Raw genomic sequence first — 24,049 nt, forward strand, 5'->3', positions numbered from 1 at the left:
GCACCGTCAGCGTCCCCAGGTGTCGCGGAGCCGGGAGAACAGGCCGTGCCCGTTGCGGGCGCCCCCGACGAGATCGGGCTGCTCCTCGCCGCGCAGCTTCGCGAGCTGGCGGAGGAGGTCGGTCTGCTCCTTGTCCAGGCGGGCCGGGACCGCGACCTCGACGTGCACGAGCAGGTCGCCGTGGCCGTCGACCCGTCCGGTGGACCGCAGCCGGGGCATCCCCTTGCCGCGGAGCGTGCGGATCGTGCCGTGCTGGGTGCCCGCCTCGATGTCGAGCTCCTGCACGACGCCGTCGAGCAGGGTCAGCGGCAGCGTCGTGCCGAGCGCGGCGGCCGTCATCGGCAGCGGCAGCGTGCAGTGGAGGTCCGAACCGTCGCGGGTGAAGATCTCGTGCGGCGCCTCCTCCACCTCGACGTAGAGGTCACCGGCCGGGCCGCCACCGGCACCGATCTCGCCCTGGCCCGCGAGCCGGACCCGCATTCCCTCGGCGACGCCCGCCGGGATCTTGACCGCCACGGTGCGCCGCGAGCGGACCCGGCCGTCGCCGGAGCACTGCCGGCAGGGGTCGGGGATCACCTCGCCGAACCCGCGGCAGGTCGGGCACGGGCGCGCCGTGACGACCTGCCCCAGGAACGACCGCTGGACGCTCTGGATCTCACCGGACCCGCCGCAGGTGTCGCAGGCGGTCGGGTGGGTGCCCTCCGCGCAGCCGGAGCCCTGGCACAGGGTGCACAGCACCGCGGTGTCGACGGTCAGGTCGCGCTGGATGCCCGCGGCGCAGTCCTCGAGCGTCAGCTCCATCCGGATCAGGGCGTCGGCGCCGGGCTGCACCCGGCTGCGCGGTCCCCGCCCGCGTCCGCCGGCGGCCGAACCGCCGAAGAACGCGTCCATGATGTCGCTGAAGCCGCCGAATCCGGCGAACGGGTCGCCCCCGCCCGCACCGCCTCCGGCGCCACCGCGTGGGTCGAGCGGGTCACCGCCGAGGTCGACGATCCGTCGCTTCTCCGGGTCGGTCAGGACCTCGTAGGCCGTGCTGACCTCCCGGAACCGCTCCTGCGCCGCCGCGTCCGGGTTGACGTCGGGGTGCAGCTCGCGGGCGAGCTTCCGGTACGCCCGCTTGATCTCCGAGGCGTCGGCGCCGTGCTCGACGCCCAGGATCCCGTAGTAGTCGCGTGCCACCTGGTGTCTCGTCCTCTGGGTTTCTTCGACGCACCACTGCCGTGGTGCCGATCGTCATTGCGGGCGCAGCTCTTCAGCGCCCCGTCAGGATGTCACCCACGTACCGCGCGACCGCATGCACCGCCGAGATGGTGCCGGGGTAGTCCATCCGGGTCGGCCCGACGACGCCCATGCCCCCCAGCGGTGTCCCCGCCCCGTACCCGACGGTGACGACCGACGCCGTGCGGAGGTCCTCGGCCTCGTTCTCCTCGCCGATCCGCACCGTGACCAGGCCGGAGTCCTGCGAGGCAGCGAGCAGCCGCATGACCACGACCTGCTCCTCCAGCGCCTCCAGCACCTGGCGCAGCGATCCGGGGAAGTCGGCGTTGCTGCGGGTGAGGTTCGCGGTTCCCCCGAGCACCATGCGCTCCTCGGGGTGCTCGACCAGGGTCTCGATGAGCACCGTCGCCACCTGGGTGAGTGTCATGCGCAGGTCGTCCGGGCCCGTGTCGGGCAGCTCGGCGACGGCGGCCGAGGCCTCGGCGAGCTTCCGCCCGCCCAGCGCGTTGCCCAGGATCTCCCGCAGCCGGGCGACGTCGGCCTCGGCGAGCACGTCGCCGAGATCGACCACCCGCTGGTCGACCCGCCCGGTGTCGGTGATCAGCACCAGCATCAGGCGGGCCGGGGTGAGCTGGACGACCTCGAGGTGCCGCACCGTCGACCGGGTGAGCGTCGGGTACTGGACGACGGCGACCTGCCGGGTCAGCTGCGCGAGCAGCCGGACCGACCGGCGCAGGACGTCGTCGAGGTCGACGGCCCCGTCCAGGAACGTCTGCACGGCCCGCCGCTCGGCCGTCGACAGCGGCTTGACCTGCGAGATGCGGTCCACGAACTGGCGGTAGCCCTTGTCCGTCGGGATCCGCCCGGCGCTCGTGTGCGGCTGCGCGATCAGCCCGTCCTCCTCGAGGACGGCCATGTCGTTGCGCACGGTGGCGCTCGACACACCGAGGTTGTGCCGGTCGACGATCGCCTTGGAACCGACCGGTTCCTGCGTCGACACGTAGTCGGCGACGATGGCCCGCAACACGGCGAACCGCCGCTCGTCGGCGTTCATCTCCTCGCACCTCCCCCGGCGCATCCCGCTCACCCGGTGTACCTCGTCCAGTCTAGGCGCCGCCACGACGCCACGGCCGGACCCGCGACCGGCCGGGGCGGTCTCAGACCCGGACCGGGCCCTCCTCGGCGAGCAGCAGGTCGGTCACGACCCGGTCGGCCAGCAGGCGTCCCCGGTCGGTGAGGACGGCCCGTCCGGCGTCGTGCGCGGCCGGTTCCAGCAGCCCCTCACCGGCGGCGCGGGACGCGGCGGCCCGTCCGCCGTCGTCGAGCAGGCCGAGCGGCATGCCCTCGGCCAGCCGCAGCCGCAGCATGACGCTCTCGGTGTGCCGCTCGGCAGGGGTCAGCTCCTCGCGGCCGGCCTCCGGGACCGCGCCGTCGGCGAGCAGCCCGGCCCAGCGTGCCGGGTGCTTGACGTTCCACCAGCGGGTCCCGGCCAGGTGCGAGTGCGCGCCGGGGCCGACGCCCCACCAGTCGCCGTCGCGCCAGTAGCCCAGGTTGTGCCGGCACTCGGCGCCGGGCAGTGACCAGTTCGACACCTCGTACCACCGCAGGCCCGCGTCCCGCAGCCGCGCGTCGAGCAGCTCGTAGCGGGTGGCGGCGACGTCGTCGTCCGGGGCGGGCAGCTCGCCGCGGCGGACCCGGCGGGCGAGCGCGGTGCCGTCCTCGACGATCAGCGCGTAGGCCGAGACGTGGTCGACGCCCGCCTCGAGGACGGCGTCGGCCGAGCGTCGCAGGTCGTCGTCCGTCTCGCCGGGGGTCGCGTAGATCAGGTCCAGGTTGACGTGCCCGAACCCCGCGGCCCGGGCCTCCCGTGCCGCGTCGACGGCACGGCCGGGGGTGTGCGTGCGGTCCAGGACGGCGAGCACGTGCCGGGCCGCCGACTGCATCCCCAGCGAGACGCGGGTGTAGCCGCCGTCGCGGATCCCGGCGAAGAACTCCGGCGACGTCGACTCGGGGTTCGACTCGGTGGTGACCTCGCAGCCCGGTGCCACCCGGAACTCCGACCGGATCGCCGCCATGACCGCGGACAACCGGTCCGCGCCGAGCAGCGAGGGCGTGCCGCCGCCGACGAACACCGTCTCCACCGTGCGGTCGCCGACGGTCCGGGCGGCCAGTGCGATCTCCCGCCGGGCCGCCTCCAGCCAGCCCTCCGGCGACGACGCGTCACCCGCCAGCTCGGAGGCGGTGTAGGTGTTGAAGTCGCAGTAGCCGCAGCGGGTCGCGCAGAAGGGCACGTGGACGTAGATCCCGAAGGGCGGCGCGGCGGTCACGTCCGACGAGTGTGCCACCCGTTCCCGCCCGGCCCCGGGTGTGACCCCACTCCCAGGATGCGGACGCGTCGTTGGCCGCGGTCCGGACACCGTGCGATGCTGGTCGACGTGCACGCGCTCCGTCTCCGCCTCGTGGCCCGCCGCCACGTGGACCTGAACCGGACCCGCAGCGCGCTCTGTCGCCGTCCCTCCTGACGGCCTGTCACCTCTCTCCCCGGGCCGCGTTCCGCCCTGTCCCGGGCCGGAGTGCGCCCGGTCCCGACACCACCGGAGCACCCACCACATGGCGCCCACGACGTCCGCACCCGGCCGCACACGCGGTCAGGGCCAGTGGAAGCTCGGCCACCGCGAGCCGCTCAACCCCAACGAGCGGAGCAAGCGCGACGACAACCCGCTCAACGTCCGCTCCCGGATCGAGAACATCTACGCCAAGCGCGGCTTCGACTCGATCGACCCGGCCGACCTGCGCGGCCGCTTCCGCTGGATGGGTCTCTACACCCAGCGCAAGCCGGGCATCGACGGTGGCCGGACCGCGGCCCTGGAGCCCGAGGAGCTGGACGACGAGTACTTCATGATGCGGGTCCGCCTCGACGGTGGTTCCGTGTCTGTCGCGCAGCTCCGTGCGCTCGGTGAGGTCTCGCGGGACTACGGCCGTGACACCGCCGACGTCACCGACCGGGAGAACATCCAGTACCACTGGATCCGGGTCGAGGACGTCCCCGCGATCTGGAACACGATCGAGCCGCTCGGCATGCAGACCACCGAGGCCTGCGGCGACTGCCCGCGCGTCGTGCTCGGGTCGCCGGTGGCCGGTGTCTCCGCCGACGAGGTGGTCGACCCGACCCCGGCGATCGACGAGATCGTCGAGCGCTTCATCGGCGACCGCGAGCTGTCGAACCTGCCGCGCAAGTTCAAGACCGCGATCTCCTGGCAGCAGGACGTCGCGCACGAGGTCAACGACATCTCCTTCGTCGGCGTCGAGCACCCCGAGCACGGACCCGGCTTCGACCTGTGGGTCGGCGGCGGACTGTCGACCAACCCGAAGATCGCGCAGCGGCTCGGGGTCTGGGTGCCGCTCGCCGACGTGCCCGACGTGTGGCACGGCGTCGTCCAGGTCTTCCGGGACTACGGCTACCGCCGGCTGCGGCACCGCGCCCGGATCAAGTTCCTCATCGCCGACTGGGGCCCGGAGAAGTTCCGCCAGGTGCTGGAGGACGAGTACCTGGGGAAGAAGCTCTCCGACGGCCCGGCGCCGGCGATCCCGGAGCGCCCGATCGACCACGTCGGCGTGTACAAGCAGAAGGACGGCCGCAACTACGTCGGCGTCGCCCCGCCGTCCGGGCGGGTCTCCGGCACCACGCTGGTCGCGGTCGCCGAGGCGGCCGAGCGGGCCGGGTCGGACCGGATCCGGTTCACGCCGTACCAGAAGATCGTCGTGCTGGACGTGGCCGACGACAAGCTCGACGGCCTGATCGCCGACCTCAACCACCTCGGGCTGCCCGCGCGGCCGTCGACCTGGCGCCGCGCCACGATGGCCTGCACCGGCATCGAGTTCTGCAAGCTCGCGATCGTCGAGACCAAGGAACGCGCGATCCGGCTGGTCGAGGACCTGGAGAAGCGGCTCGCCGACGTCGTCCCGGACGTCCCGATCTCGCTGCACCTCAACGGCTGCCCGAACGCGTGCGCCCGGACCCAGGTCGCCGACATCGGGCTCAAGGGCCAGATCGTCACCGACGCCGACGGCAACCAGGTCGAGGGCTTCCAGGTGCACCTGGGCGGCGGGCTGGGCCTCGACGCCGGGTTCGGCCGGAAGCTCCGCGGCCTCAAGGTGACGAGCGCCGAGCTGGGCCCCTACGTCGAGCGGATCGTCCGGAACTTCGCCGCGCAGCGCGACGGCGACGAGCGGTTCGCGCAGTGGGTGCTGCGGGCCGAGGAGGCTGATCTGAAGTGAGCGGATCCGAGCGTGCCGCCACGTTCTACTGCCCGTACTGCGGCGAGGAGGACCTCCGGCCGGCCGAGCGGTCGGAGAAGGTCCCCGGTGCCGCCTGGTGGTGTGCCGGATGCCTGCGCACGTTCGTCGTGACGTTCGTCGGCATCGGCGTGCCCGAGACCTCAGGAGCGGAGTCATGAGTGTTGCTCTGGAGACCGACCTGCGCGCGACCGCGGAACGCGGAGCCGAGGAGCTGGGCCCGGACGCGACCGCGCAGCAGCTGCTCACGTGGGCCGCGGAGACCTTCGGCGACCGGCTGATCGTCGCGTCCAACATGCAGGACGCGACGCTCGTCGACCTGGCGTACCGGGCCAAGCCCGACGTGCGGATCCTCTTCCTGGAGACGGGTTACCACTTCGCCGAGACCATCGGCACCCGCGACGCCGTCGACTCCGTCTACCCGGAGCTGACGATCGTGAACGCGCAGGCCGAGCGGTCCGTCGCCGAGCAGGACGCCGAGTTCGGCAAGGACCTGTTCGCCCGCGAGCCGGACCGCTGCTGTGCGATGCGCAAGGTCGCCCCGCTGCAGGACACCCTGTCCAGGTACGACGCGTGGGTCACCGGCGTCCGGCGGGTGGAGGCGCCCACCCGGGCGAACACCCCGCTGATCACCTACGACGACAAGTTCGGCCTGGTCAAGATCAACCCGATCGCGGCCTGGAGCGACGAGGACATGGACCGCTACGTGGCCGAGCACGGCGTCCTGGTCAACCCGCTGGTCGACGCCGGGTACCCGAGCATCGGCTGCGCGCCCTGCACGGTGAAGCCGAAGCCGGGCGAGGACCCGCGTTCCGGCCGCTGGGCGGGCCGGACCAAGACCGAGTGCGGCCTGCACGCATGACCACCCCCACTTCTACGAGGGAGCTGACGTGACCGCCGCTGTCACGACACCGAAGCTGGACGCGCTCGACGCGCTCGAGTCGGAGGCGATCCACGTCTTCCGCGAGGTCGCCGGCGAGTTCGACCGGCCGGTGATCCTGTTCTCCGGTGGCAAGGACTCGACGCTGCTGGTGCACCTGGCGGCGAAGGCGTTCGCGCCGGCGCCCGTCCCGTTCCCGCTGCTGCACGTCGACACCGGGCACAACTACCCGGAGGTCATCGAGTTCCGGGACCGGATCGCCGCGCAGCTGAACCTGCGGCTCGAGGTGGCCCGGGTCGAGGACTACCTGGCGGACGGCCGGCTGGTCGAGCGCGCCGACGGGACCCGCAACCCGCTGCAGACCCAGCCGCTGCTCGACGCGATCACCGAACACCGCTTCGACGCCGTGTTCGGCGGTGGCCGCCGGGACGAGGAACGCGCCCGCGCCAAGGAGCGGATCATGTCGCTGCGCGACGCGTTCGGCCGCTGGGACCCGCGCAAGCAGCGCCCGGAGCTGTGGAACCTCTACAACGGACGGCACGCCCCCGGCGAGCACGTCCGCGTCTTCCCGATCTCGAACTGGACCGAGCTCGACGTCTGGCGCTACATCCGGCGCGAGGGCATCGAGCTGCCGTCGATCTACTACGCCCACGACCGCGAGGTCTTCCGGCGCGACGGCATGTGGCTCGCCGAGGGGCCGTGGGGCGGCCCGCGCGACGGCGAGTCCCTGGAGTCGCGCACGGTCCGCTACCGGACCGTCGGTGACGGCTCCTGCACCGGCGCCGTCGAGTCGACGGCGACCACCCTGGACGAGGTGATCGCCGAGGTCACCGCGTCGCGACTCACCGAGCGCGGCGCCACCCGGGCCGACGACCGGCTCTCCGAGGCCGCCATGGAGGACCGCAAGAAGGAGGGCTACTTCTGATGGTCGACTCGGCCAACCCGCGGGACCTCCTGCGCTTCGCCACGGCGGGCTCCGTCGACGACGGCAAGTCCACTCTCGTCGGACGCCTGCTCTACGACACGAAGTCCGTGCTCGCCGACCAGATCGAGGCCGTCGAGCGCGCCTCGGTCGACAAGGGCATGACCACACCGGACCTGTCGCTGCTCGTCGACGGCCTGCGCGCGGAGCGCGAGCAGGGCATCACGATCGACGTCGCGTACCGGTACTTCGGCACCCCGACCCGGGAGTTCGTGCTCGCCGACACCCCGGGCCACGTGCAGTACACCCGCAACACCGTCACCGGTGCCTCGACCGCGGAGCTGGCGGTGCTGCTGGTCGACGCCCGCAACGGCGTCGTCTCCCAGACCCGCCGGCACGCCGCGGTGCTGTCGTTGCTGCGGGTGCCGCGTCTCGTCCTCGCGATCAACAAGATCGACCTCATCGACTACGACGAGGCCAAGATCCGCGACATCGCGACCGAGTTCACCGAGCTCACCCGCTCGCTGGGCTTCGACGAGAGCACCGTCGAGGTCATCCCGGTCTCGGCGCTGGTCGGTGACAACGTCGCCTCCAGCAGCGCGAACACCCCCTGGTACGAGGGACCGACGCTGCTGGAGCACCTGGAGTCGGTCCCCGTCGACGGGCCCGACGCCGACGCCCCGTTCCGGCTGCCGGTGCAGTACGTGATCCGTCCCCGGACGGACGACCTGCACGACTACCGGGGCTACGCCGGCCAGGTCGCCTCGGGCACGGTGCGGGCCGGCGACGATGTCGTCGTCCTGCCGGAGGGGCACCGCACCACGGTCGCCGAGGTGCGCACCGCCGACGGCCCGCTCGACGCCGCCGGCGCCGGCCTCTCGGTCACGGTCCTGCTCACCGACGACATCGACGCCCCGCGCGGCGCGCTGATCGCGGCGGCGTACGACGCCCCGGAGGTCACCTCCGAGGTCGACGCGACGCTGTGCTGGCTCGCCGAGAAGCCGCTGGTCCCGGGGGCGCGGCTGCTGCTCAAGCACGGCACCCGCACCACCCAGGTGATCGTCGGCGGGCTGGTGTCCCGGCTGGACACCGAGACGGTGTCCTACACCGGCGCACCGGAACAGCTGGAGATCAACGACATCGGCCGGGTGAGCCTGCGGGTCGCCGACCCGCTGCCGGTCGATCCCTACGCCCGGATCCGGACGACCGGTGGCTTCGTCCTGATCGACCCGCCGACCGGCAACACGCTCGCCGCCGGCCTGGTCGGGGACCCGCTCGCCTCGGTCCCCGCCGCGACGGGCTGACGCCCGCCGACCGTCCACGGCCCCCGTACCTCGCGGTGCGGGCGCCGTCGTCGTGGGCGCCCGGGGCGCCGGGCGAGTGGGATGGACCACCCCGGCCCGCCGAGTGGGAGGCCCACACCGACCGACGACCGCGTCGTCGCTGGTCAGAGGCGTGCGACACGAGGTGTCCGTACAGGTTCGACGCCGTCCCGCAGCGCAGACGACCGGTTGTCCCGACCGGGTCGGCGTTTCACGATGGTGGGGTGACCGAGCGCCGCGCAGACCCGACCCCCGCGTCGGCCTCGCACCCCGCGGCGTCGCGGCACCTCGTCGCGCACCTGGAGCGGTTCTGGCCGTCCCGTCGACTGGACGCCTTCGACGAGTTCTGTCGCGGCTGCTGATCACGCCGCTGTCCGGACACCACCGCCGGTCCCGCAGGCCCTGACCTGCCGTCGACCGGGCGTGTCCGGCGCGACTGCGCACCCGTCCCGCTCCGTCCCGCACCACCACCCGAGAGAGACCACGCATCATCATGCGCACCCTCATCGTGTTCGCCGTCGTCGGACTGCTCGCCCAGCTCGTCGACGGCGCCCTGGGCATGGCCTACGGCGTCACCTCCACCAGCCTCCTGCTCGTGGCCGGCATCAACCCGGCCGCCGCAAGTGCCTCGGTCCACCTCGCCGAGGTGGGGACGACGCTGGCGTCCGGCGCCGCGCACTGGCGCTTCGGCAACGTGGACTGGAAGCTCGTCCTGAAGCTGGGCGTGCCCGGCGCGGTCGGCGCCTTCCTCGGCGCGACGGCCCTGTCGGCGCTGTCCACCGAGAACGCGGCGCCGTACATGTCCGGCATCCTGCTCGCGCTGGGCGTCTACATCCTGCTGCGGTTCTCGGTGCGGCCGCCGAAGGTCGCCACCGCACGCCGGTCGCCGCACGGGGCGAAGTTCCTGTCGCCGCTCGGCCTGGTCGCCGGGTTCGTCGACGCCTCCGGTGGCGGCGGCTGGGGCCCGGTCTCGACCCCCGCGCTGCTGGGCGCCGGCAAGACCGCGCCGCGCACCGTCGTCGGGTCGGTGGACACCTCGGAGTTCATGGTCGCGGTGGCCGCGAGCCTCGGCTTCCTGATCGGCATCGGCCACGAGGTCCTCGACCCCTACACCATCGGCGGGCTGCTGATCGGCGGCATCCTCGCCGCGCCGCTGGCCGCCTGGCTGGTCACGAAGATCCCGGCGCCGGTGCTGGGCACCGCGGTCGGCGGGATCATCATCCTCACCAACGCCCGCACCATCCTGAAGGCGCTCGACGTCGGCACGGTGACGACCGTCGCGACCTACGTCGTGGTCGTCGCGGCCTGGATCACCGCGGTCTCGGTGGCCGTGACGAAGCTCCGGCGCAGCCGCGAGGAGGGCGCGGCGCTGCCGGCCGAGGCCGAGCCGGTCGCCTCGCGGGACTGACCCGGCACCGGGGCCGTTCCGCCCGTCGCCGGAGCGCCGCGCGCGACCCCTCGGGCCTGCGTGCGGCGGTCAGGCCGCGGGGGTCGCGCGCGCGGCCGCTCCCGGCAGCGCACCCAGGACGGCGCGGGCGACGGCGTCGTTGTAGCGCAGGCTCTGCGCGTTCATCCCGGGGACGCGTGAAGGCGCCCGCCACCTTGACCGTGGTGTGCGGCCCGACCGCGAACCGCCGCTCGTGCACCGCACCGGACGCGGTGTGCAGGGCGCCGTCGGCCGGGCGCACCGACAGCAGGCCGGTGTTGCGCAGCGGGGTGCCGTCGTCGTCGTGCAGGACCTCCTCGACCGCCTGGCCGGCCGCCAGCAGCCCGGCCAGCAGCGGGTCGGACGTCCGGGACAGGCTCGGGTCCGGCAGCCGCGCGTCGACCAGCACCGGCGCCGTCACCGGCTCCGCTCCGTCGAGGGTGGAGCTGGTCGCGTGGAAACCGGCGTCGTCGAGGGTGACGTCCATGCCGGCGCCGAGGAACTTCAGGTGCCCGCCGCGGGACAGCGCGAGCAGCTCGCGGACCCGGAAACCGGGCGGGCCGGAGGCGACCGAGTTGAAGAAGCTCTGCCACCACGGCAGGTCCCGCGCGCGTGACCGCGGCGAGAGCACGCCGGACCCGGCGAGCCGGGTCGTCTCGGTGTAGACCGACAGCATCGCCACGAACGCGCCCAGGTGCGGGGTGTGCCGGTCGTCGACGTGCTGCCGCAGGTCCTCGGCGATCCGCTCGCGCACCAGTGGCTGCAGCGTGTCGAGATCCGGCGCCCGCACCCCGTCGAGCGGCCGGTCCAGCGCGGTCAGGTCGAGCCGGTCCAGCGGGTCGGGGACGGTCGTCGCGATCAGCCCTGCCTCCTCCGGCGACCCGTGCGGTACCTCGTCGAACCGCGCGGCGAACTCGTCCCAGCCGGTCCGGACGCGGTCCGGGTGGCCGTGGAACAGCTCGTGGTACCAGCCCCGGCCGATCTCCTTGGCCATCAGCGGCCACACCTGCTCGCGCATGTCCACGGGCCCGCCGCCGTCGATCAGGCGGTCGGTGACCTCGGGGGTGAGGAAGTGCGGCACCGTCGGGCGCCCGCCGCGCAGCTGGTAGTGCGTCTTGGAGTGGTACGTCGCGCCGCGCGGGGACCCGGCGACCAGCACCGGCTCCCGGCCGGACGGGACGTAGCGGAGCTGGTCGGGATCGTCGGCGTCGGGCACGAAGCGTCCGCCGCGGCCCTCGAACAGGAGCGCCGCGAGGTCGACGAACGCCAGCCCCAGCCCGCGGGCCAGCACGGTCTCCCCCGGCGCGATCACCGACAGGTCCGAGTCCGACGTCTGTTCCGGGGGCAGGTAGCGCAGCCCCAGCTCCCCGGCCCGGTCGCGGAGCGCGCACTCCTCGCCCGTCGGCGTGGCGTCGAGGTGCCCGGAGGCGAGGACGACGGCGTCGGCCCGCAGCGTGCGGCCGTCCGCCAGTCCGACGAGCTGGTCGTCGCCGTCCTCGGTGAGGGACTCGGCGGTGGTGCGGTGGAGGTGGATCCGCATCCCGGCGGGGGCGCGGGCGATCACCTCGCGCAGCACCGCGGACAGGTAGTGGCTCTGCAGCCGGCGGGTGGGGAACGTCGACGCCGTCACCGTCGCGAGCTCGGCCGCCGCCTCGGCGCCGAGCTCGGTCTCCGGGTCGCCGTGTCCGCGCAGCTCCTGGGCCCACTCCCAGAACGACGGGCCGGGCGCGATCGGCCCGTCGCAGACCACCGAGTCGTCGGTCCACATCGTGACGTCGGCGGCCATCGAGTTCATCGCCAGCAGCGGGGACTGGGCGTGCCGCCAGATCCGACCGGCCCCGGCCGGGTAGGGATCGACGAGATGGACGTCGAGCCCGGGCCCGCCGAGCGCGTCGCCGCAGAGCCCGGGGGCACCGGCGACCATCCGCTCGAGGACACCGGCGCCGAGCGGGCCGGCGCCGACGACGACGACCGCGGGTGCGCGGTGCTCGTTCTCCGGACGGGACATGGACGCTCCTGGTGTGGGCCGACGGGCGGGTGCCGCGTCGTCACACACCGGGGCGCAGCCGGCAGAGGTCCAGGTGCCTACGCTTCACCAGGCGGAGGTCCACACCTGTCACGGTAGGTCACACCTCCCCTCCCGGCCGGCCGTCGTCTCCCTCGGACAACACCACCAGGGGGCGGTGGATTCCGCACCACCGCGCCGGTCAGGCCGCCGGGCCGGCCAGGGTGACGTGCAGCGGCCGGTCGGTGCCGCCGGCGGCCACGACCGCGTCGGCGAGGATCGCGGTGACGACCTCGTGCGTCCCGGGGTCGGCGGCCCGCAGCGGCCCGTCCTCCCAGACGAGCTCGACGGGCCCGGCGGGCAGCCAGGACAGGTCGCGCACGCACTCCTCGAGGGCGTCGAGGTTGTGGCCGTAGTAGGCGGGGAAGCTCAGGGCCCGGCCGAACGCCGACAGGGTGGTGGTCCGGTCCGCGGCCCCGTCGACGACGGCGACCAGGCCCGCCCGTCCCCTCGCCGTCTCGACGGCGGGGGTGGTTCCGGCGGGCTCACGAGGCAGCGTCGTCACGCCGAGACGTCTACCACGACGAACGACGCGTAGTGGTCGGACGTGTAGTAGTACTCGCCGTCCGATCCGGTGACGATCCGGCGCGCGCCGCGATGGCTCAGGCCCGGCGTCTCGACGGTGTACTCGGAGTAGTGGCCCGAGGACTCCGGCGGCAGGATGCCCTCCCGGTTCTGGAAGGTCGTCCCGTCCTGCGAGTACGGGAACGGCCCGCCCTGCCGGATCAGGTCGTAGGTGTCGCGGGCCTCGGCCGGCAGGGACGACAGCCCGCGCACCGGCAGGCCCGACTCCTCGCCCGGCACGGCGGCAGGGGCGACGGCCGAGACCCCAGCGGGGACGGCGGGGGCCGCCGACGCGGCGGCGGGGAGGGCGAGGCCCAGCGCACCGAGCAGCGCCGCCAGGAGGACGACGACCAGGGCGCGCGGACCGCGCGCCGACGGGGTGACGATCATGTTCCGGACGCTAGGACAGTCACCCGTTCCGGTACAGATCTCGCGACGAACCGCCATCGACCGGTCACGTGGCGTTTCCGCATTCGCCCCGGTATCGACCTGCCGCTCGCCCGCCGGGCGCTGATCCGGGCCCAGGACCGGCGATGATCACGACCGGTCACCGACTTGTGGCACCCGGTCACCGTGTCCTGCGTCGCACCCGTGTTCTACGGGACGTAAAACTCGGCTGACACGGGTACAACGGAGTCGAGACACTGGATCGATCGCGAAACCCACGACCCGACCCTCCCCCGACACGTTCAACGGAGAACGTCGCATGACCGCAGAGCTGACCCGCCCCGTCGACGCAGTACCGGCGGCCGGCCCCGAGCCCGCCGAGCCGCCGCAGGAGCGCACGCGCGTGGACCGTCTGCTGGACTCGCTCGACGACCTGGTCCGCCGGCACCGCGCGCTCGCCACCCACGACGGCGCCTCCGCCGACCTGCACGCCGAGCTCATCGCCGCCGAGCTCGACCAGCAGATCGCCGTCCTGCGCACCGTGCCGCGCCAGCACCACCGCTGACCGGCCTCACATCTCGGCGGCCGCCGGGATGATCTCCGAGCCGAACACCCGCAGCGGCTCGATCTCCGAGACACCGGGCACCATGGTGTGCACGTGCTGCACGCCGAGCGCCGCGTAACCGCGGAGCTCCTCGACCGTGGCCTTCGGGTCGGCCGGGTCGAGCCGTGCCATCACCGTCTTCTCGATCTCGTCGTAGTCGCGCCCGACCTCCTCGCAGCGGGTGCGCAGGACGTCCAGCTTGTGCTCCAGGTCGGGGCCGCCGAACAGGTTGCAGGCGTCGGCGTACCGGGCGACCATCCGCAGCGTCTTCTTCTCGCCCCCGCCGCCGATCAGGATCGGGGGGCGCGGGCGTCGCACCGGCTGCGGGACGTTCATCGTCCGGGTCAGCGTGTAGTGCTCGCCGTCGAAGGGGCCGTCGTCGTCGCTCCACATCTACAGCGCGATCCGCAGCGTCTCCTCCAGCCGCTCGAACCGCTCGGCGGTGGGCGGGAAGAACAGGCCGAGCCCGGCGGCCTCCTCGTCGTTCCAGGCGGCGCCGATGCCCAGCCAGGCCCGCCCCTTGCTCAGCACGTCGAGCGTGGTCACGCACTTCACCAGCAGGCCGGGGTCCCGGTAGGTCACGCCGGTGACCCAGGTCAGCAGATCGACCTTCTCGGTCCGTGCCGCCAGGTAGCCCAGCGTCGTGTACGCCTCGAGCATGTCGTTCTCGATCGGCCCGACCGGGCGGATCTGCCAGACGTGGTCCATCACGCTCACCCGTGCGAAGCCCTGCTCCTCGGCCGCGACGGCGATCCGTGTGAGATCGTCGGCGAGTCCGGTGGGGCCGGACGGCCAGGTGAAGTCCGCGATGTGCAGTCCGATCTTCACGTGCACTCCTCATCCCATAAACGGAGGACTCTCCGTTTGAAGCGTAGACCCGTCCGGGTGCGCGCCGCCAGCCGGCTTCGTACGGGACCCCCTCACCGGTTCGGCGTCGCCGGCGTCGCGTCCCTCATGTCGCGCACGACCGATCGGCTGCGGTTGACTGGCCGGGTGACCGATCTCGTGCGACGGCTGCACCTCGACCTGGCACGGACCCAGGGCGCGACCTGTCGGGCCTCCTGACCCGCACCGTCCCCCCGCAGTCCCGAGCACAGGAGATCCCCATGCCCCTCGTCACCTTCGCCGTCAGCGGCCAGGGCACCGGCGTCGCGCAGACCGTCGCGGTCGACGGCGCCGACTACACCATCGAGACCGACGCCTACCCCGCCTTCGGCGGCAAGGACGAGCACCCCAGCCCGCTCGCCTACACGCTGGCGTCGCTGTCGTCGTGTAACCAGGTCACCAGCGCGATCGTCGCCCAGGAGCTCGGCATCACGATCGAGCACGTCCGGTTCGACGTCGCGGCCGACTTCAACCCGACGACGATGACCACCGGCACGCACCGCGACGGCGAGACCACCTTCCAGAACCTCCGGGTCGACGCCCGGATCGCCTCCGACGCGACCGACGACCAGCTGCAGCGGCTGGCCGAGAAGACCGAGCGGCGCTGCCCGGTGTCCCAGCTCTTCGCACTGGCCGGTGTGACGATCACCAGCAACTGGACCAGGGCCTGACGGCGCTACGGTGCCGGGTGTGAGTGACGCACCCGGCACCGACGCCGCAGAAGACGCCGCAGAACTGGTCCACCTCGACGTCGCCGACGGGGTCGCGACGATCACCCTGGACTCCCCGCACAACCGCAACGCGCTGTCCGCGCAGCTGCGCCGGGAGCTGATCGCCCACCTCGACGCGGCGATCGCCGACGACGCCGTCCGCGTGCTCGTCCTGACCCACACCGGCACCGTGTTCTGTGCAGGGATGGACCTGAAGGAGTCCCGGGGCGCGGGCGCCGAGCAGCAGGGCGTCACCGAGGTCCCGCGGATCCTGACGACGCTCTGGGACTCCCCCAAGCCCGTGGTCGCCCGGCTCGCCGGACCGGCCCGCGCGGGGGGCGTCGGCATCGTGGCGGCGTGCGACGTCGCGGTGGCCGCCGAGCGGGCGACGTTCGCGTTCTCCGAGGTCCGGATCGGCGTCGTCCCCGCGGTGATCTCGGTGACCGTGCTGCCGCGACTCTCCGCACGCGCCGCACACGAGCTCTTCCTCACCGGCGAGACGTTCGACGCCCGCCGCGCCGCCGGCATCGGCCTGATCAACAGCGCGGTGCCGGACGACGACCTCGACGCCGAGGTCGGGCGCTACACCGGCATGCTCCGGCTCGGTGCCCCCGGCGCCCTCGCCGGGGCGAAGGCGATGCTGCGCCGGGAGCGGCCCGCGATGGCGGAGGACTTCGCGGCGATGAACGCGCTGTCGGCGTCGTACTTCGCCTCCGAGGAGGGTCAGGAGGGCATCCGGGCCTTCGGGGAGAAGCGCTCGCCGTCCTGGGTGGAGGACTGACCCGGGTCTCTCCGCCGGTCGGTGTCTACCCTGGGACCATGACCGTCCCGGCGCCCGTCGTCACCACCGACCCGGATGCGGCCCTGGACCTGCTGGCCGGACGCCGGCTCGTCGCCCTCACCGGCGCGGGACTGTCCACCGACTCCGGCATCCCCGACTACCGGGGGCCGGGATCACGGCCGCGGAACCCGATGACGTACTCGGAGTTCGTCTCCGGCGAGGCCGCGCAGCGCCGGTACTGGGCGCGCAGCCACGTCGGCTGGGGCCGGATGCGCCGCGCCGACCCGAACCCGGGGCACGTCGCGCTCGCCGCGCTGGAGGCCGCCGGGATCGTCGACGGGCTGATCACGCAGAACGTCGACGGGCTGCACGGCGTGGCCGGGCACCGCGGCGTCATCGACCTGCACGGCCGGATCGACGAGGTCGTCTGCCTGGACTGCCGCCGGATCACCCCGCGCGACGTCCTGCAGGCGCGGCTGACGGCGCTGAACCCGGGGTTCACCGAGGCGCACAGCGCGGAGGTCGAAACCGCACCGGACGGCGACGCGGCCGTCGAGATCACCGACGGGTTCCGGATCGCACCGTGCGCGGCCTGCGGCGGGGTGCTGAAGCCGCACGTCGTGTTCTTCGGCGAGAACGTCCCGAAGGACCGGGTGGCCCGCTGCTACGCGCTGGTCGGCTCGCTCACCCCGGACGACGGCGCGCTGCTCGTCGCCGGGTCCTCGCTGCAGGTGATGTCCGGGCTGCGCTTCGTCCGCGCGTGCCGGTGGGCCGGGGTGCCGGTCGTGATCGTGAACCGCGGGATCACCCGCGGGGACGAACTCGCCGACCTGCGGGTCGACGCGGGCTGCTCGGAGACCCTGGGCGCCCTGGCCGCGCAGCCGGTCTGAGAGCCCTCAGGACTCCTGGTCCGGCGCCCGGTCGAATCGGCGGGTCGCCCGGTCGATCCCGATCGCGACGAGCGCGCAGAGCGGCAGGACCACGACGGTCACGAACACGGTCTGGAACACGAACGGCAGCTGGGTCAGCCACAGCTCGAACGCGTCCCAGGCGTCGATGATCGTGCGCACACTCCACACGGTAGTACGTGCCCGCACGCGTTAGGTTCGGACCCATGTTCGCCGTGTACGCCAGTGAGCCCAACGCCGACGCTCCGCTCGACTCGCTCGTCGTGGGCGAGCGGCCCGACCCCCAGGTCCCGGACGGCTGGGTGTCCGTGAACGTCTCCGCCGCCAGCCTCAACATGCACGACCGGTGGACCCTGCGCGGGGTCGGCATCAAGCCCGACCAGTTCCCGATGATCCTCGGCTGCGACGGCGCCGGGACCCTCGACGACGGCACCGAGGTCGTCCTCTACCCCATCATCGGCGACCCGGACTGGCGCGGCGACGAGACCCTCGACCCCAAGCGGACCCTGCTCACCGAGCGCCACCAGGGAACGATGGCCGACAAGGTGATCGTCCCGGCGCGCAACGCCGTCCCCGCCCCGACGGGGCTCACCCCCTCGCAGGGCGCCGTGCTCGGCACCGCCTGGCTGACCGCGTACCGGATGCTGTTCACCAAGTCCGGCCTGAAGCCGGGGCAGACCGTGCTCGTGCAGGGCGCGTCCGGCGGCGTCTCGACGGCGCTGGTCCAGCTCGGCCGGGCGGCCGGGTTCCAGGTGTGGGTCACCGGCCGGGACGAGGAGAAGCGCGCGCTGGCCGAGCGGCTCGGCGCGCACGCCACGTTCGAGTCCGGGGCCAAGCTGCCCGGCAAGGTCGACGCCGTCATGGAGTCGGTCGGCGAGGCCACCTGGAAGCACTCGATGCGGGCGCTGCGCCCCGGTGGGCGGATCGTCATCTGCGGCTCGACCTCGGGCCCGAACCCGCCGGCGGACCTGCAGCGGCTGTTCTTCCTGCAGCTCGAGGTCGTCGGCTCGACGATGGGGACCCGGCAGGAGCTCGCCGATCTCATGGAGTTCGTCGCGACGGCCGGCATCGCCCCGGAGATCGGGACCGAGCTGCCGATGGACGACGCGCGGAAGGCGTTCGAGGCGATGTCGGCCGGGCAGACGGCCGGAAAGATCGTCCTCACGCGCTGATCGGCAGGGGGGGGATCGCGCCGCGGCTCCGAACCGTTACGAGATGCGGGTGTGATCCATTCGTAATCCGTACGGACCCCGGCGCGCGGTATGAATCTCCCCTGGTCGAACGGCGGTCCGTCACCGCAGTGTGACGACCGCCCGGCGCTCGTGAACGGTTTTCCCAGCACAGTGTCGGATTTCGGGCGAACGGCAAGTACAGTCCGTCATCGTGACCGAGCCTTTCAGTCGACGGGCGTCGGGGACTGCCACCATGGCGGCCCCGACGCCTGGAGCCGCGGGTGTCGTCGAGTTCCTGGACCGGGTCGACCACGCCGTGGCCACAGCCCTGTCCACCAACCCCTCTGCGACCGACGTCAGCCGTGACGGCTGGCGCGTCCTGTTGATGCTCGCCCGCGGCACCGGCCGCAGCATGGGCGAGGTCGCCGGACACACCGCGCTGCCCGCCCCGACGGCCACCCGCATCGTGGACCGCCTGGTCGAGAAGAAGCTGGCCTACCGGTCGGCCGACCCGCTCGACCGGCGTCGCGTGCTGGTGCACCTGTCGGCGGAGGGGCGCACCGTCGTCGAGTCGGTGTGCCAGCGCGTGCAACGCATCCTCTCCCCGCGACGCTCCCCCGCCCGCCCCGCCCCGTGCGACAGCACGATCCCCGGCCCGCGCGCAGGCTCGGTCATGTAGAGCTCCCTGCTCCCCGCGCCCCCACCACGTACACCACGGGCCCGGACCCCCTCGGGGATCCGGGCCCGTCCTGCGTCCCGGTGCTACTTCTTCGGCTTCTCGGCGGCGGTCGCCTGGCCGCCACCGGTGGACAGCGCCGCCACGAAGGCCTCCTGCGGGACGTCGACCCGGCCGATCGTCTTCATCCGCTTCTTGCCCTCCTTCTGCTTCTCCAGCAGCTTGCGCTTCCGGCTGATGTCACCGCCGTAGCACTTGGCGAGGACGTCCTTGCGGATCGCGCGGATCGTCTCGCGGGCGATGATCCGCGAGCCGACGGCGGCCTGGATCGGGATCTCGTACTGCTGGCGCGGGATGAGCTCGCGCAGCTTCGTCGCCATCGACGTGCCGTAGGAGTACGCCGACTCCTTGTGCACGATCGCCGAGAACGCGTCGACCGCCTCGCCCTGCAGCAGGATGTCGACCTTCACCAGGTCGGCCACCTGGTCGCCGGCCTCCTCGTAGTCGAGGCTGGCGTAGCCACGGGTGCGGGACTTCAGGGCGTCGAAGAAGTCGAAGATGATCTCGCCGAGGGGCATCGTGTAGCGCAGCTCGACGCGGGACTCGGACAGGTAGTCCATCCCGCCGAGCTGGCCGCGACGGCTCTGGCAGAGTTCCATGACGGTGCCGACGAACTCCGACGGCACCAGGATGGTGATCTTGGTGATCGGCTCGCGGACCTCGGCGACCTTGCCGACCGGCCAGTCGCTGGGGTTGGTGACCTCCATCTCGACGCCGTCGTCGGTGGTCACGTCGTAGACGACGTTCGGGGCCGTCGAGATCAGGTCGAGGCCGTACTCGCGCTCCAGCCGGTCACGGGTGATCTCCAGGTGGAGCAGGCCCAGGAACCCGCAGCGGAACCCGAAGCCCAGCGCCGCCGACGTCTCCGGCTCGTAGGTGAGCGCGGCGTCGTTGAGCTGCAGCTTGTCCAGCGCCTCGCGCAGGTCGGGGTACTGCGAGCCGTCGATCGGGTAGAGCCCGGAGTAGACCATCGGCTTCGGCTCGCGGTACCCGGTCAGCGGTGTCTCGGCGCCGCGGCGCTTGGAGGTGACGGTGTCGCCGACCTTGGACTGGCGGACGTCCTTCACACCGGTGATGAGGTAGCCGACCTCGCCGATGCCGAGGCCGTCGGACGGCTTGGGCTCCGGGGAGACGATGCCGATCTCCAGCAGCTCGTGCTCGGCGCCGGTGGACATCATCTTGATCCGCTCGCGCGGCGAGAGCTTCCCGTCCACGACGCGGACGTAGGTCACCACGCCGCGGTAGGTGTCGTAGACCGAGTCGAAGATCATCGCCCGGGCCGGGCCGTCCGCGTCGCCGACGGGGTGCGGGACCTGCGCGACGACGGCGTCCAGCACCGCCTCGACGCCCTCCCCGGTCTTCGCCGAGCAGCGCAGCACGTCCTCCGGGTCGCAGCCGGTGATGTGCGCGATCTCCGCGGCGTACTTCTCGGGGTCGGCAGCCGGCAGGTCGATCTTGTTGAGGACCGGGATGATGTGGAGGTCCTTCTCCATGGCCAGGTAGAGGTTGGCCAGGGTCTGCGCCTCGATCCCCTGTGCGGCGTCGACCAGCAGGATCGCGCCCTCACAGGCCTCCAGCGCGCGGGACACCTCGTAGGTGAAGTCCACGTGTCCGGGGGTGTCGATGAGGTGCAGGACGTGCTCGGTCGGCTCGCCGTCGGCGTTCTTCGCCGTCCAGGGCAGACGCACGTTCTGCGCCTTGATCGTGATGCCGCGCTCGCGCTCGATGTCCATCCGGTCCAGGTACTGGGCCCGGTAGTCGCGATCCCCGAGCACACCCGTCACCTGCAGCATCCGGTCGGCCAGGGTGGACTTGCCGTGGTCGATGTGGGCGATGATGCAGAAGTTCCGGATGCGCTCCGGCGGGGTGAACGTGCGGTCGGCGTACGTCGTCACTCGGCTGTACTCGGCTTTCGCAGTCGCGTCGGGGCACTGGCACTCGCACCCCATCGTCCCATGTCGCACGGGAGAGGCGGGTGGTACCGGGCCGCCGGGCCCTCGCGGCGGCCCGGGCGGGTTCCGCGTGGTGACCCGCGGCGGGGGTGGCGGACCCCGCTGGTAACCTTGTTCTTCGAGCGCTCGGCGTGCTCGCCCGAAACGGCCTGGACCCTCTCTCCAGCGTTGCCGTTCGGTGCCGCCGAAGCGGACCGGACGCAGAGCAAGCAGACCAGCCGAATCCAGCAGGCAGGAAGACCAGAGGCAGACGTGGCCAACATCAAGTCGCAGATCAAGCGTGTCAAGACCAACGAGAAGCGCCGTCAGCGCAACAAGTCGGTGAAGTCCACGGTCAAGACCGCCATCCGCAACTTCCGCGAGGCGGCCGACCAGGGCAGCGAGAACACCGCCGAGCTGCAGCGCAAGGCGGCCAAGGCCCTGGACAAGGCGGCCGGCAAGGGCGTCATCCACAAGAACCAGGCCGCGAACCGCAAGTCGGCCATGGCCAAGCGCCTGAACAAGGTCGGCGCCTGAGCCTCCTGTTCCACCGCACGACGGCGTCATCCCGCACCGGGGTGGCGCCGTCGTCGTGTGTCGGGGTGGTGCTCAGCGGGCGCCGCGGGCATCCACGACGGCGAGGACGGCCCGTTCCAGGGCGTACCCGGGATCGGCCGCGACGCCCTTGACGTCGGCGTTCACCTCGGCGGTCGCCGCGATCGCGACGGCGAGCTGCTCGGGGTGCCACTGCCGGACCAGGCCCTGCGCCTTGCGGATCTTCCACGGCGGCATGCCGAGCTCACCCGCCATCCGGTTCGGGTCGCCACGACCGGCCGACCCGACCTTGGCCAGCGTCCGCACGGAGTCGGCGAGCGCGTCGGCGATCAGCACGTGCGGGACGCCGAGCACCAGCGCCCACCGCAGGGCCTCCAGGGCGCCCCGGCGGTCACCGGCCACCGCCGCGTCGGCGACCGCGAAGCCGGAGGACTCCGCCCGGCCACGGTGGTAGCGGCGCACCCCGGCCTCGTCGATCGTCCCGCCGGTGTCGGACACGAGCTGACCGGCCGCCGCCGCGAGTTCGCGCAGGTCCGAGCCGACCGCCTCGACGAGTACCGCGAGCGCACCGTTGGTGATGCTCCCGCCGTTGCGGCGGACCTCGGCGTGCACGAACTCGGAGCGCTCGTCGGCCCGGGTGATCCGGTTGCAGGTCGTGACGTGCGCTCCGGCCTTGCGGAGGAGGTCGAGCACCGCCTTCCCCTTGGCGCCACCCGCGTGCTGGACGACCAGGACGATGCCCTCGGCCGGGTCCCGCACGTAGTCGGCGATCGCCGCGACCATGTCCTTGGTCGCGTCCTGGCCGTGGGTGAGCACGATCACCCGGGCCTCGGCGAAGAGCGAGGGACTCAGGTGACCGGCCAGCTCGCCGGGAGCCACCTCGGAGGTCCGGAACCGGCGAAGCTCGGCCTCCGCATCCTGCTGCCGGACGCGGCGGACCAGGTCCGACACGGCCCGTTCCGCGAGGAACTCCTCGTCGCCGACCACGAGCTGCAGCGGATCGGGCGGCGCGGTGTCACGGGTCCGGCTCACGCCCTCCATGGTGGCCCACGCCTCCACCGACCGGTGAGTCGCGTCCCGATCCGGGTGGATCGGCTGGCCGGTCCGGCACCGGTTCGCGTAACGTCAGTCCCGCTCCGGACCTGCTCCGGGCGACACAACCGCATATGGCTCATCCAGAGGGGCAGAGGGAACGGCCCGTAGAAGCCCCGGCAACCGGCGTCGCACGACGATCCGCCCGACCCTGCGCACCTCGCGCAGCCAGGACGTCGACGAACACGGTGCCAATTCCGACCCGCCACCCCCGGCGGGACAGATGAGGAGATTTCGTGACTCTCACTGCTGTGCCCGAAACGACGTCCTACGACCTGGGCCCCGCCCGTGCCCTCTCCTGCCGGGAGTGCGGGCACGAGGTGCCGCTGGCCGCGGAGTTCGCCTGTCCCCAGTGTTTCGGGCCCCTCGAGGTGGCCTACGACTTCCCCGCGGTGACCCGCGCGTCGATCGAGGCCGGCCCGAAGTCGATCTGGCGCTACAAGGACCTCCTCCCGGTCCCGTCGACCGTCGAGCAGTACCGCAACACCGAGCCCGGGCTGACGCAGCTCATCGAGGCCGACAACCTGGCCAGGGCGCTCGGGGTGCGCAAGCTCTGGGTGAAGGACGACACCGGGAACCCCACGCACTCCTTCAAGGACCGCGTGGTCGCGGTGGCGCTCGCCGCCGCCCGCGAGCTCGGCTTCTCGGTGCTCTGCTGCCCCTCGACCGGCAACCTGGCCAACGCCGTCGCGGCCGCCGCCGCGCGCGCCGGCTGGGACTCGGTCGTACTCATCCCCTCCTCGCTGGAGCAGCCGAAGATCGTCACGACCGCGGTGTACGGGGGCACCCTGCTCGCGGTCGACGGCAACTACGACGACGTCAACCGGCTCGCCACCGAGCTGGCCGCCGAGCACGAGGACTGGGCGTTCGTGAACGTCAACGTCCGCCCCTACTACGCCGAGGGCTCCAAGACCCTGGGCTTCGAGGTCGCCGAGCAGCTCGGCTGGCGGCTGCCGCAGCAGGTCGTCGTCCCGGTCGCGTCCGGCTCGCAGCTCACGAAGATCGACAAGGGCTTCACCGAGCTGGGCAAGCTGGGCCTGGTCGAGCCGACGCCGTACACGGTGTTCGGCGCGCAGGCCACCGGCTGCTCCCCGGTCGCGTCGGCCTTCGAGGCCGGCCACGACTGGATCCAGCCGCAGAAGCCGGACACCATCGCCCGCTCGCTGGCGATCGGCAACCCGGCCGACGGTCCGTACGTCCTGGACTCGGTGCGCCGCACCGGTGGCTCGGTCGCCCACGTCTCCGACGACGAGGTCGTCGCCGGCATCCGGCTCCTGGCCGAGACCGAGGGCGTGTTCGCCGAGACCGCGGGCGGTGTCACGGTTGCCACGACGAAGAAGCTGCTCGAGGCAGGCGCGCTCGACCCGGACGCCGAGACCGTCCTGATGATCACCGGTGACGGCCTCAAGACGCTCGACGCGGTGTCCGGCCAGGTCGGTCCGACGGCCACCGTGCCCTCGACCAGCGCCGCCGTGCGCGAGGCGCTGGCGCACCGCTCCTGAGCCCCTCCGCACCGGGCCGGGCCGGGAGCCACGGCCGCGCCGGCCCGGTGCGGGGCGCGGGTCGCCGCGTGCCACCAGCGTCAGCCCGCCCGG

At 72.7% G+C, this 24,049-nt stretch carries 24 protein-coding genes, 1 pseudogene and 1 riboswitch; of the genes and pseudogenes, 15 read left to right on the top strand and 10 right to left on the bottom strand.

The genetic code is table 11. The features are described 5' to 3' along the window. Positions 1 to 6: 6 nt before the first annotated feature. The 3 genes from dnaJ to hemW all read right to left on the bottom strand — a co-directional run bounded on the left by dnaJ (position 7) and on the right by hemW (position 3,545). Positions 7 to 1,179, bottom strand: a complete 1,173-nt coding sequence (dnaJ, locus tag Ae150APs1_RS07425; protein ID WP_010226174.1) for a molecular chaperone DnaJ — start codon at positions 1,177 to 1,179, stop codon at positions 7 to 9. Positions 1,180 to 1,252: 73 nt separating this feature from the next. After that, the gene (gene hrcA / locus Ae150APs1_RS07430; protein WP_010226172.1) at positions 1,253 to 2,272 is read right to left on the bottom strand and encodes a heat-inducible transcriptional repressor HrcA; all 1,020 of its coding nucleotides are present in this window, start codon (positions 2,270 to 2,272) and stop codon (positions 1,253 to 1,255) included. A 103-nt stretch (positions 2,273 to 2,375) separates the two neighbouring features. Further along, positions 2,376 to 3,545, bottom strand: coding sequence for a radical SAM family heme chaperone HemW (gene hemW / locus Ae150APs1_RS07435; protein ID WP_249266020.1), 1,170 nt, complete (start codon positions 3,543 to 3,545; stop codon positions 2,376 to 2,378). Positions 3,546 to 3,828: 283 nt separating this feature from the next. Between hemW and Ae150APs1_RS07440 the strand changes: the two genes are divergently transcribed. From Ae150APs1_RS07440 to Ae150APs1_RS07465, 7 genes are all read left to right on the top strand, one after another. Next, a complete protein-coding gene (locus Ae150APs1_RS07440) occupies positions 3,829 to 5,496 on the top strand; it encodes a nitrite/sulfite reductase (protein WP_060633682.1) in 1,668 nt (555 codons plus the stop codon). After that, on the top strand, positions 5,493 to 5,675 hold the full coding sequence (locus Ae150APs1_RS07445; protein ID WP_010226165.1) for a hypothetical protein: 183 nt from the start codon (positions 5,493 to 5,495) through the stop codon (positions 5,673 to 5,675). The genes Ae150APs1_RS07440 and Ae150APs1_RS07445 overlap by 4 nt, the downstream gene beginning before the upstream one ends. Continuing rightward, a complete protein-coding gene (locus Ae150APs1_RS07450) occupies positions 5,672 to 6,376 on the top strand; it encodes a phosphoadenylyl-sulfate reductase (RefSeq protein ID WP_075296608.1) in 705 nt (234 codons plus the stop codon). The genes Ae150APs1_RS07445 and Ae150APs1_RS07450 overlap by 4 nt, the downstream gene beginning before the upstream one ends. A 28-nt stretch (positions 6,377 to 6,404) precedes the next feature. Beyond that, entirely contained in the window at positions 6,405 to 7,319 is a 915-nt protein-coding gene (cysD, locus tag Ae150APs1_RS07455) for a sulfate adenylyltransferase subunit CysD (RefSeq protein ID WP_010226161.1), read from the top strand. After that, positions 7,319 to 8,620: a GTP-binding protein gene (locus Ae150APs1_RS07460; protein WP_075296610.1), complete on the top strand. Its 1,302-nt coding sequence runs from the start codon at positions 7,319 to 7,321 to the stop codon at positions 8,618 to 8,620. The genes cysD and Ae150APs1_RS07460 overlap by 1 nt, the downstream gene beginning before the upstream one ends. Before the next feature lie 242 nt (positions 8,621 to 8,862). Beyond that, positions 8,863 to 9,000: a hypothetical protein gene (locus tag Ae150APs1_RS31940; RefSeq protein WP_010226157.1), complete on the top strand. Its 138-nt coding sequence runs from the start codon at positions 8,863 to 8,865 to the stop codon at positions 8,998 to 9,000. A gap of 131 nt (positions 9,001 to 9,131) precedes the next feature. Further along, positions 9,132 to 10,046 (top strand): sulfite exporter TauE/SafE family protein, encoded by a 915-nt coding sequence (locus tag Ae150APs1_RS07465; RefSeq protein WP_075296612.1) that lies wholly within the window; start codon positions 9,132 to 9,134, stop codon positions 10,044 to 10,046. Here Ae150APs1_RS07465 and Ae150APs1_RS07470 read toward each other — a convergent pair. The 3 genes from Ae150APs1_RS07470 to Ae150APs1_RS07480 form a co-directional block, all read right to left on the bottom strand. After that, positions 9,949 to 12,072 (bottom strand): FAD/NAD(P)-binding protein, encoded by a 2,124-nt coding sequence (locus Ae150APs1_RS07470; RefSeq protein WP_249266253.1) that lies wholly within the window; start codon positions 12,070 to 12,072, stop codon positions 9,949 to 9,951. The two genes, Ae150APs1_RS07465 and Ae150APs1_RS07470, sit on opposite strands and share 98 nt — an antisense overlap. 199 nt (positions 12,073 to 12,271) lie before the next feature. Next, positions 12,272 to 12,634, bottom strand: a complete 363-nt coding sequence (locus Ae150APs1_RS07475) for a barstar family protein (protein WP_010233853.1) — start codon at positions 12,632 to 12,634, stop codon at positions 12,272 to 12,274. Next, positions 12,631 to 13,083: a ribonuclease domain-containing protein gene (locus Ae150APs1_RS07480; RefSeq protein WP_010233850.1), complete on the bottom strand. Its 453-nt coding sequence runs from the start codon at positions 13,081 to 13,083 to the stop codon at positions 12,631 to 12,633. The genes Ae150APs1_RS07475 and Ae150APs1_RS07480 overlap by 4 nt, the downstream gene beginning before the upstream one ends. Positions 13,084 to 13,399: 316 nt before the next feature. Between Ae150APs1_RS07480 and Ae150APs1_RS07485 the strand changes: the two genes are divergently transcribed. Then, complete coding sequence (locus tag Ae150APs1_RS07485; RefSeq protein ID WP_010233846.1) at positions 13,400 to 13,645, top strand: hypothetical protein; 246 nt, start codon at positions 13,400 to 13,402, stop codon at positions 13,643 to 13,645. A gap of 6 nt (positions 13,646 to 13,651) precedes the next feature. On the opposite strand, the pseudogene Ae150APs1_RS07490 reads toward Ae150APs1_RS07485, so the two are convergent. Continuing rightward, positions 13,652 to 14,512 (bottom strand): annotated as a pseudogene (locus Ae150APs1_RS07490) (LLM class F420-dependent oxidoreductase). 278 nt (positions 14,513 to 14,790) lie between these two features. Between Ae150APs1_RS07490 and Ae150APs1_RS07495 the strand changes: the two are divergent. From Ae150APs1_RS07495 to Ae150APs1_RS07505, 3 genes are read left to right on the top strand one after another with little or no spacing between them, the layout of a single operon-like run. Continuing rightward, entirely contained in the window at positions 14,791 to 15,240 is a 450-nt protein-coding gene (locus Ae150APs1_RS07495) for an OsmC family protein (RefSeq protein ID WP_075296614.1), read from the top strand. Positions 15,241 to 15,250: 10 nt separating this feature from the next. Continuing rightward, positions 15,251 to 16,060, top strand: coding sequence for an enoyl-CoA hydratase-related protein (locus tag Ae150APs1_RS07500; protein WP_082398855.1), 810 nt, complete (start codon positions 15,251 to 15,253; stop codon positions 16,058 to 16,060). A 38-nt stretch (positions 16,061 to 16,098) separates the two neighbouring features. Continuing rightward, positions 16,099 to 16,950, top strand: a complete 852-nt coding sequence (locus Ae150APs1_RS07505) for an NAD-dependent protein deacetylase (protein WP_075296616.1) — start codon at positions 16,099 to 16,101, stop codon at positions 16,948 to 16,950. A gap of 6 nt (positions 16,951 to 16,956) precedes the next feature. On the opposite strand, the gene Ae150APs1_RS31945 is transcribed toward Ae150APs1_RS07505, so the two are convergent. Then, on the bottom strand, positions 16,957 to 17,130 hold the full coding sequence (locus tag Ae150APs1_RS31945; RefSeq protein WP_010233832.1) for a hypothetical protein: 174 nt from the start codon (positions 17,128 to 17,130) through the stop codon (positions 16,957 to 16,959). A gap of 44 nt (positions 17,131 to 17,174) precedes the next feature. Here Ae150APs1_RS31945 and Ae150APs1_RS07510 point away from each other — a divergent pair, with 44 nt between their 5' ends. Further along, positions 17,175 to 18,140 (top strand): zinc-binding dehydrogenase, encoded by a 966-nt coding sequence (locus Ae150APs1_RS07510; RefSeq protein ID WP_075296618.1) that lies wholly within the window; start codon positions 17,175 to 17,177, stop codon positions 18,138 to 18,140. Between the two features lie 253 nt (positions 18,141 to 18,393). Then, positions 18,394 to 18,819, top strand: a complete 426-nt coding sequence (locus tag Ae150APs1_RS07515) for a MarR family transcriptional regulator (protein WP_010233827.1) — start codon at positions 18,394 to 18,396, stop codon at positions 18,817 to 18,819. Positions 18,820 to 18,902: 83 nt separating this feature from the next. Here Ae150APs1_RS07515 and lepA read toward each other — a convergent pair whose 3' ends face one another. Then, positions 18,903 to 20,771, bottom strand: coding sequence for a translation elongation factor 4 (lepA, locus tag Ae150APs1_RS07520; RefSeq protein WP_010233824.1), 1,869 nt, complete (start codon positions 20,769 to 20,771; stop codon positions 18,903 to 18,905). 309 nt (positions 20,772 to 21,080) lie between these two features. Between lepA and rpsT the strand changes: the two genes are divergently transcribed. Further along, on the top strand, positions 21,081 to 21,344 hold the full coding sequence (gene rpsT, locus Ae150APs1_RS07525) for a 30S ribosomal protein S20 (protein ID WP_010233820.1): 264 nt from the start codon (positions 21,081 to 21,083) through the stop codon (positions 21,342 to 21,344). Between the two features lie 72 nt (positions 21,345 to 21,416). Here the strand turns inward: rpsT and holA are convergent, their stop codons facing one another. Then, positions 21,417 to 22,403: a DNA polymerase III subunit delta gene (gene holA, locus Ae150APs1_RS07530; protein ID WP_075301803.1), complete on the bottom strand. Its 987-nt coding sequence runs from the start codon at positions 22,401 to 22,403 to the stop codon at positions 21,417 to 21,419. Between the two features lie 127 nt (positions 22,404 to 22,530). Continuing rightward, positions 22,531 to 22,684: riboswitch (SAM riboswitch) on the top strand. A gap of 6 nt (positions 22,685 to 22,690) precedes the next feature. On the opposite strand from holA, the gene thrC reads away from it, so the two are divergent. Then, positions 22,691 to 23,956 (top strand): threonine synthase, encoded by a 1,266-nt coding sequence (gene thrC, locus Ae150APs1_RS07535; RefSeq protein ID WP_075296620.1) that lies wholly within the window; start codon positions 22,691 to 22,693, stop codon positions 23,954 to 23,956. Positions 23,957 to 24,049 lie beyond the last annotated feature (93 nt).

It is taken from the genome of Pseudonocardia sp. Ae150A_Ps1 (genome assembly GCF_001932315.1).
Taxonomy (GTDB): domain Bacteria; phylum Actinomycetota; class Actinomycetes; order Mycobacteriales; family Pseudonocardiaceae; genus Pseudonocardia.

Bases quoted from the DNA above. Each gene is read 5' to 3' on its own strand.
- hrcA (WP_010226172.1), bottom strand. From the start codon at position 2,272: ATGAACGCCGACGAGCGGCGGTTCGCCGTGTTGCGGGCCATCGTCGCC.
- Ae150APs1_RS07440 (WP_060633682.1), top strand. From the start codon at position 3,829: ATGGCGCCCACGACGTCCGCACCCGGCCGCACACGCGGTCAGGGCCAG.
- Ae150APs1_RS07450 (WP_075296608.1), top strand. From the start codon at position 5,672: ATGAGTGTTGCTCTGGAGACCGACCTGCGCGCGACCGCGGAACGCGGA.
- Ae150APs1_RS07460 (WP_075296610.1), top strand. From the start codon at position 7,319: ATGGTCGACTCGGCCAACCCGCGGGACCTCCTGCGCTTCGCCACGGCG.
- Ae150APs1_RS07465 (WP_075296612.1), top strand. From the start codon at position 9,132: ATGCGCACCCTCATCGTGTTCGCCGTCGTCGGACTGCTCGCCCAGCTC.
- Ae150APs1_RS07470 (WP_249266253.1), bottom strand. From the start codon at position 12,072: ATGTCCCGTCCGGAGAACGAGCACCGCGCACCCGCGGTCGTCGTCGTC.
- Ae150APs1_RS07480 (WP_010233850.1), bottom strand. From the start codon at position 13,083: ATGATCGTCACCCCGTCGGCGCGCGGTCCGCGCGCCCTGGTCGTCGTC.
- Ae150APs1_RS07485 (WP_010233846.1), top strand. From the start codon at position 13,400: ATGACCGCAGAGCTGACCCGCCCCGTCGACGCAGTACCGGCGGCCGGC.
- Ae150APs1_RS07495 (WP_075296614.1), top strand. From the start codon at position 14,791: ATGCCCCTCGTCACCTTCGCCGTCAGCGGCCAGGGCACCGGCGTCGCG.
- Ae150APs1_RS07505 (WP_075296616.1), top strand. From the start codon at position 16,099: ATGACCGTCCCGGCGCCCGTCGTCACCACCGACCCGGATGCGGCCCTG.
- Ae150APs1_RS07510 (WP_075296618.1), top strand. From the start codon at position 17,175: ATGTTCGCCGTGTACGCCAGTGAGCCCAACGCCGACGCTCCGCTCGAC.
- Ae150APs1_RS07515 (WP_010233827.1), top strand. From the start codon at position 18,394: ATGGCGGCCCCGACGCCTGGAGCCGCGGGTGTCGTCGAGTTCCTGGAC.
- holA (WP_075301803.1), bottom strand. From the start codon at position 22,403: ATGGAGGGCGTGAGCCGGACCCGTGACACCGCGCCGCCCGATCCGCTG.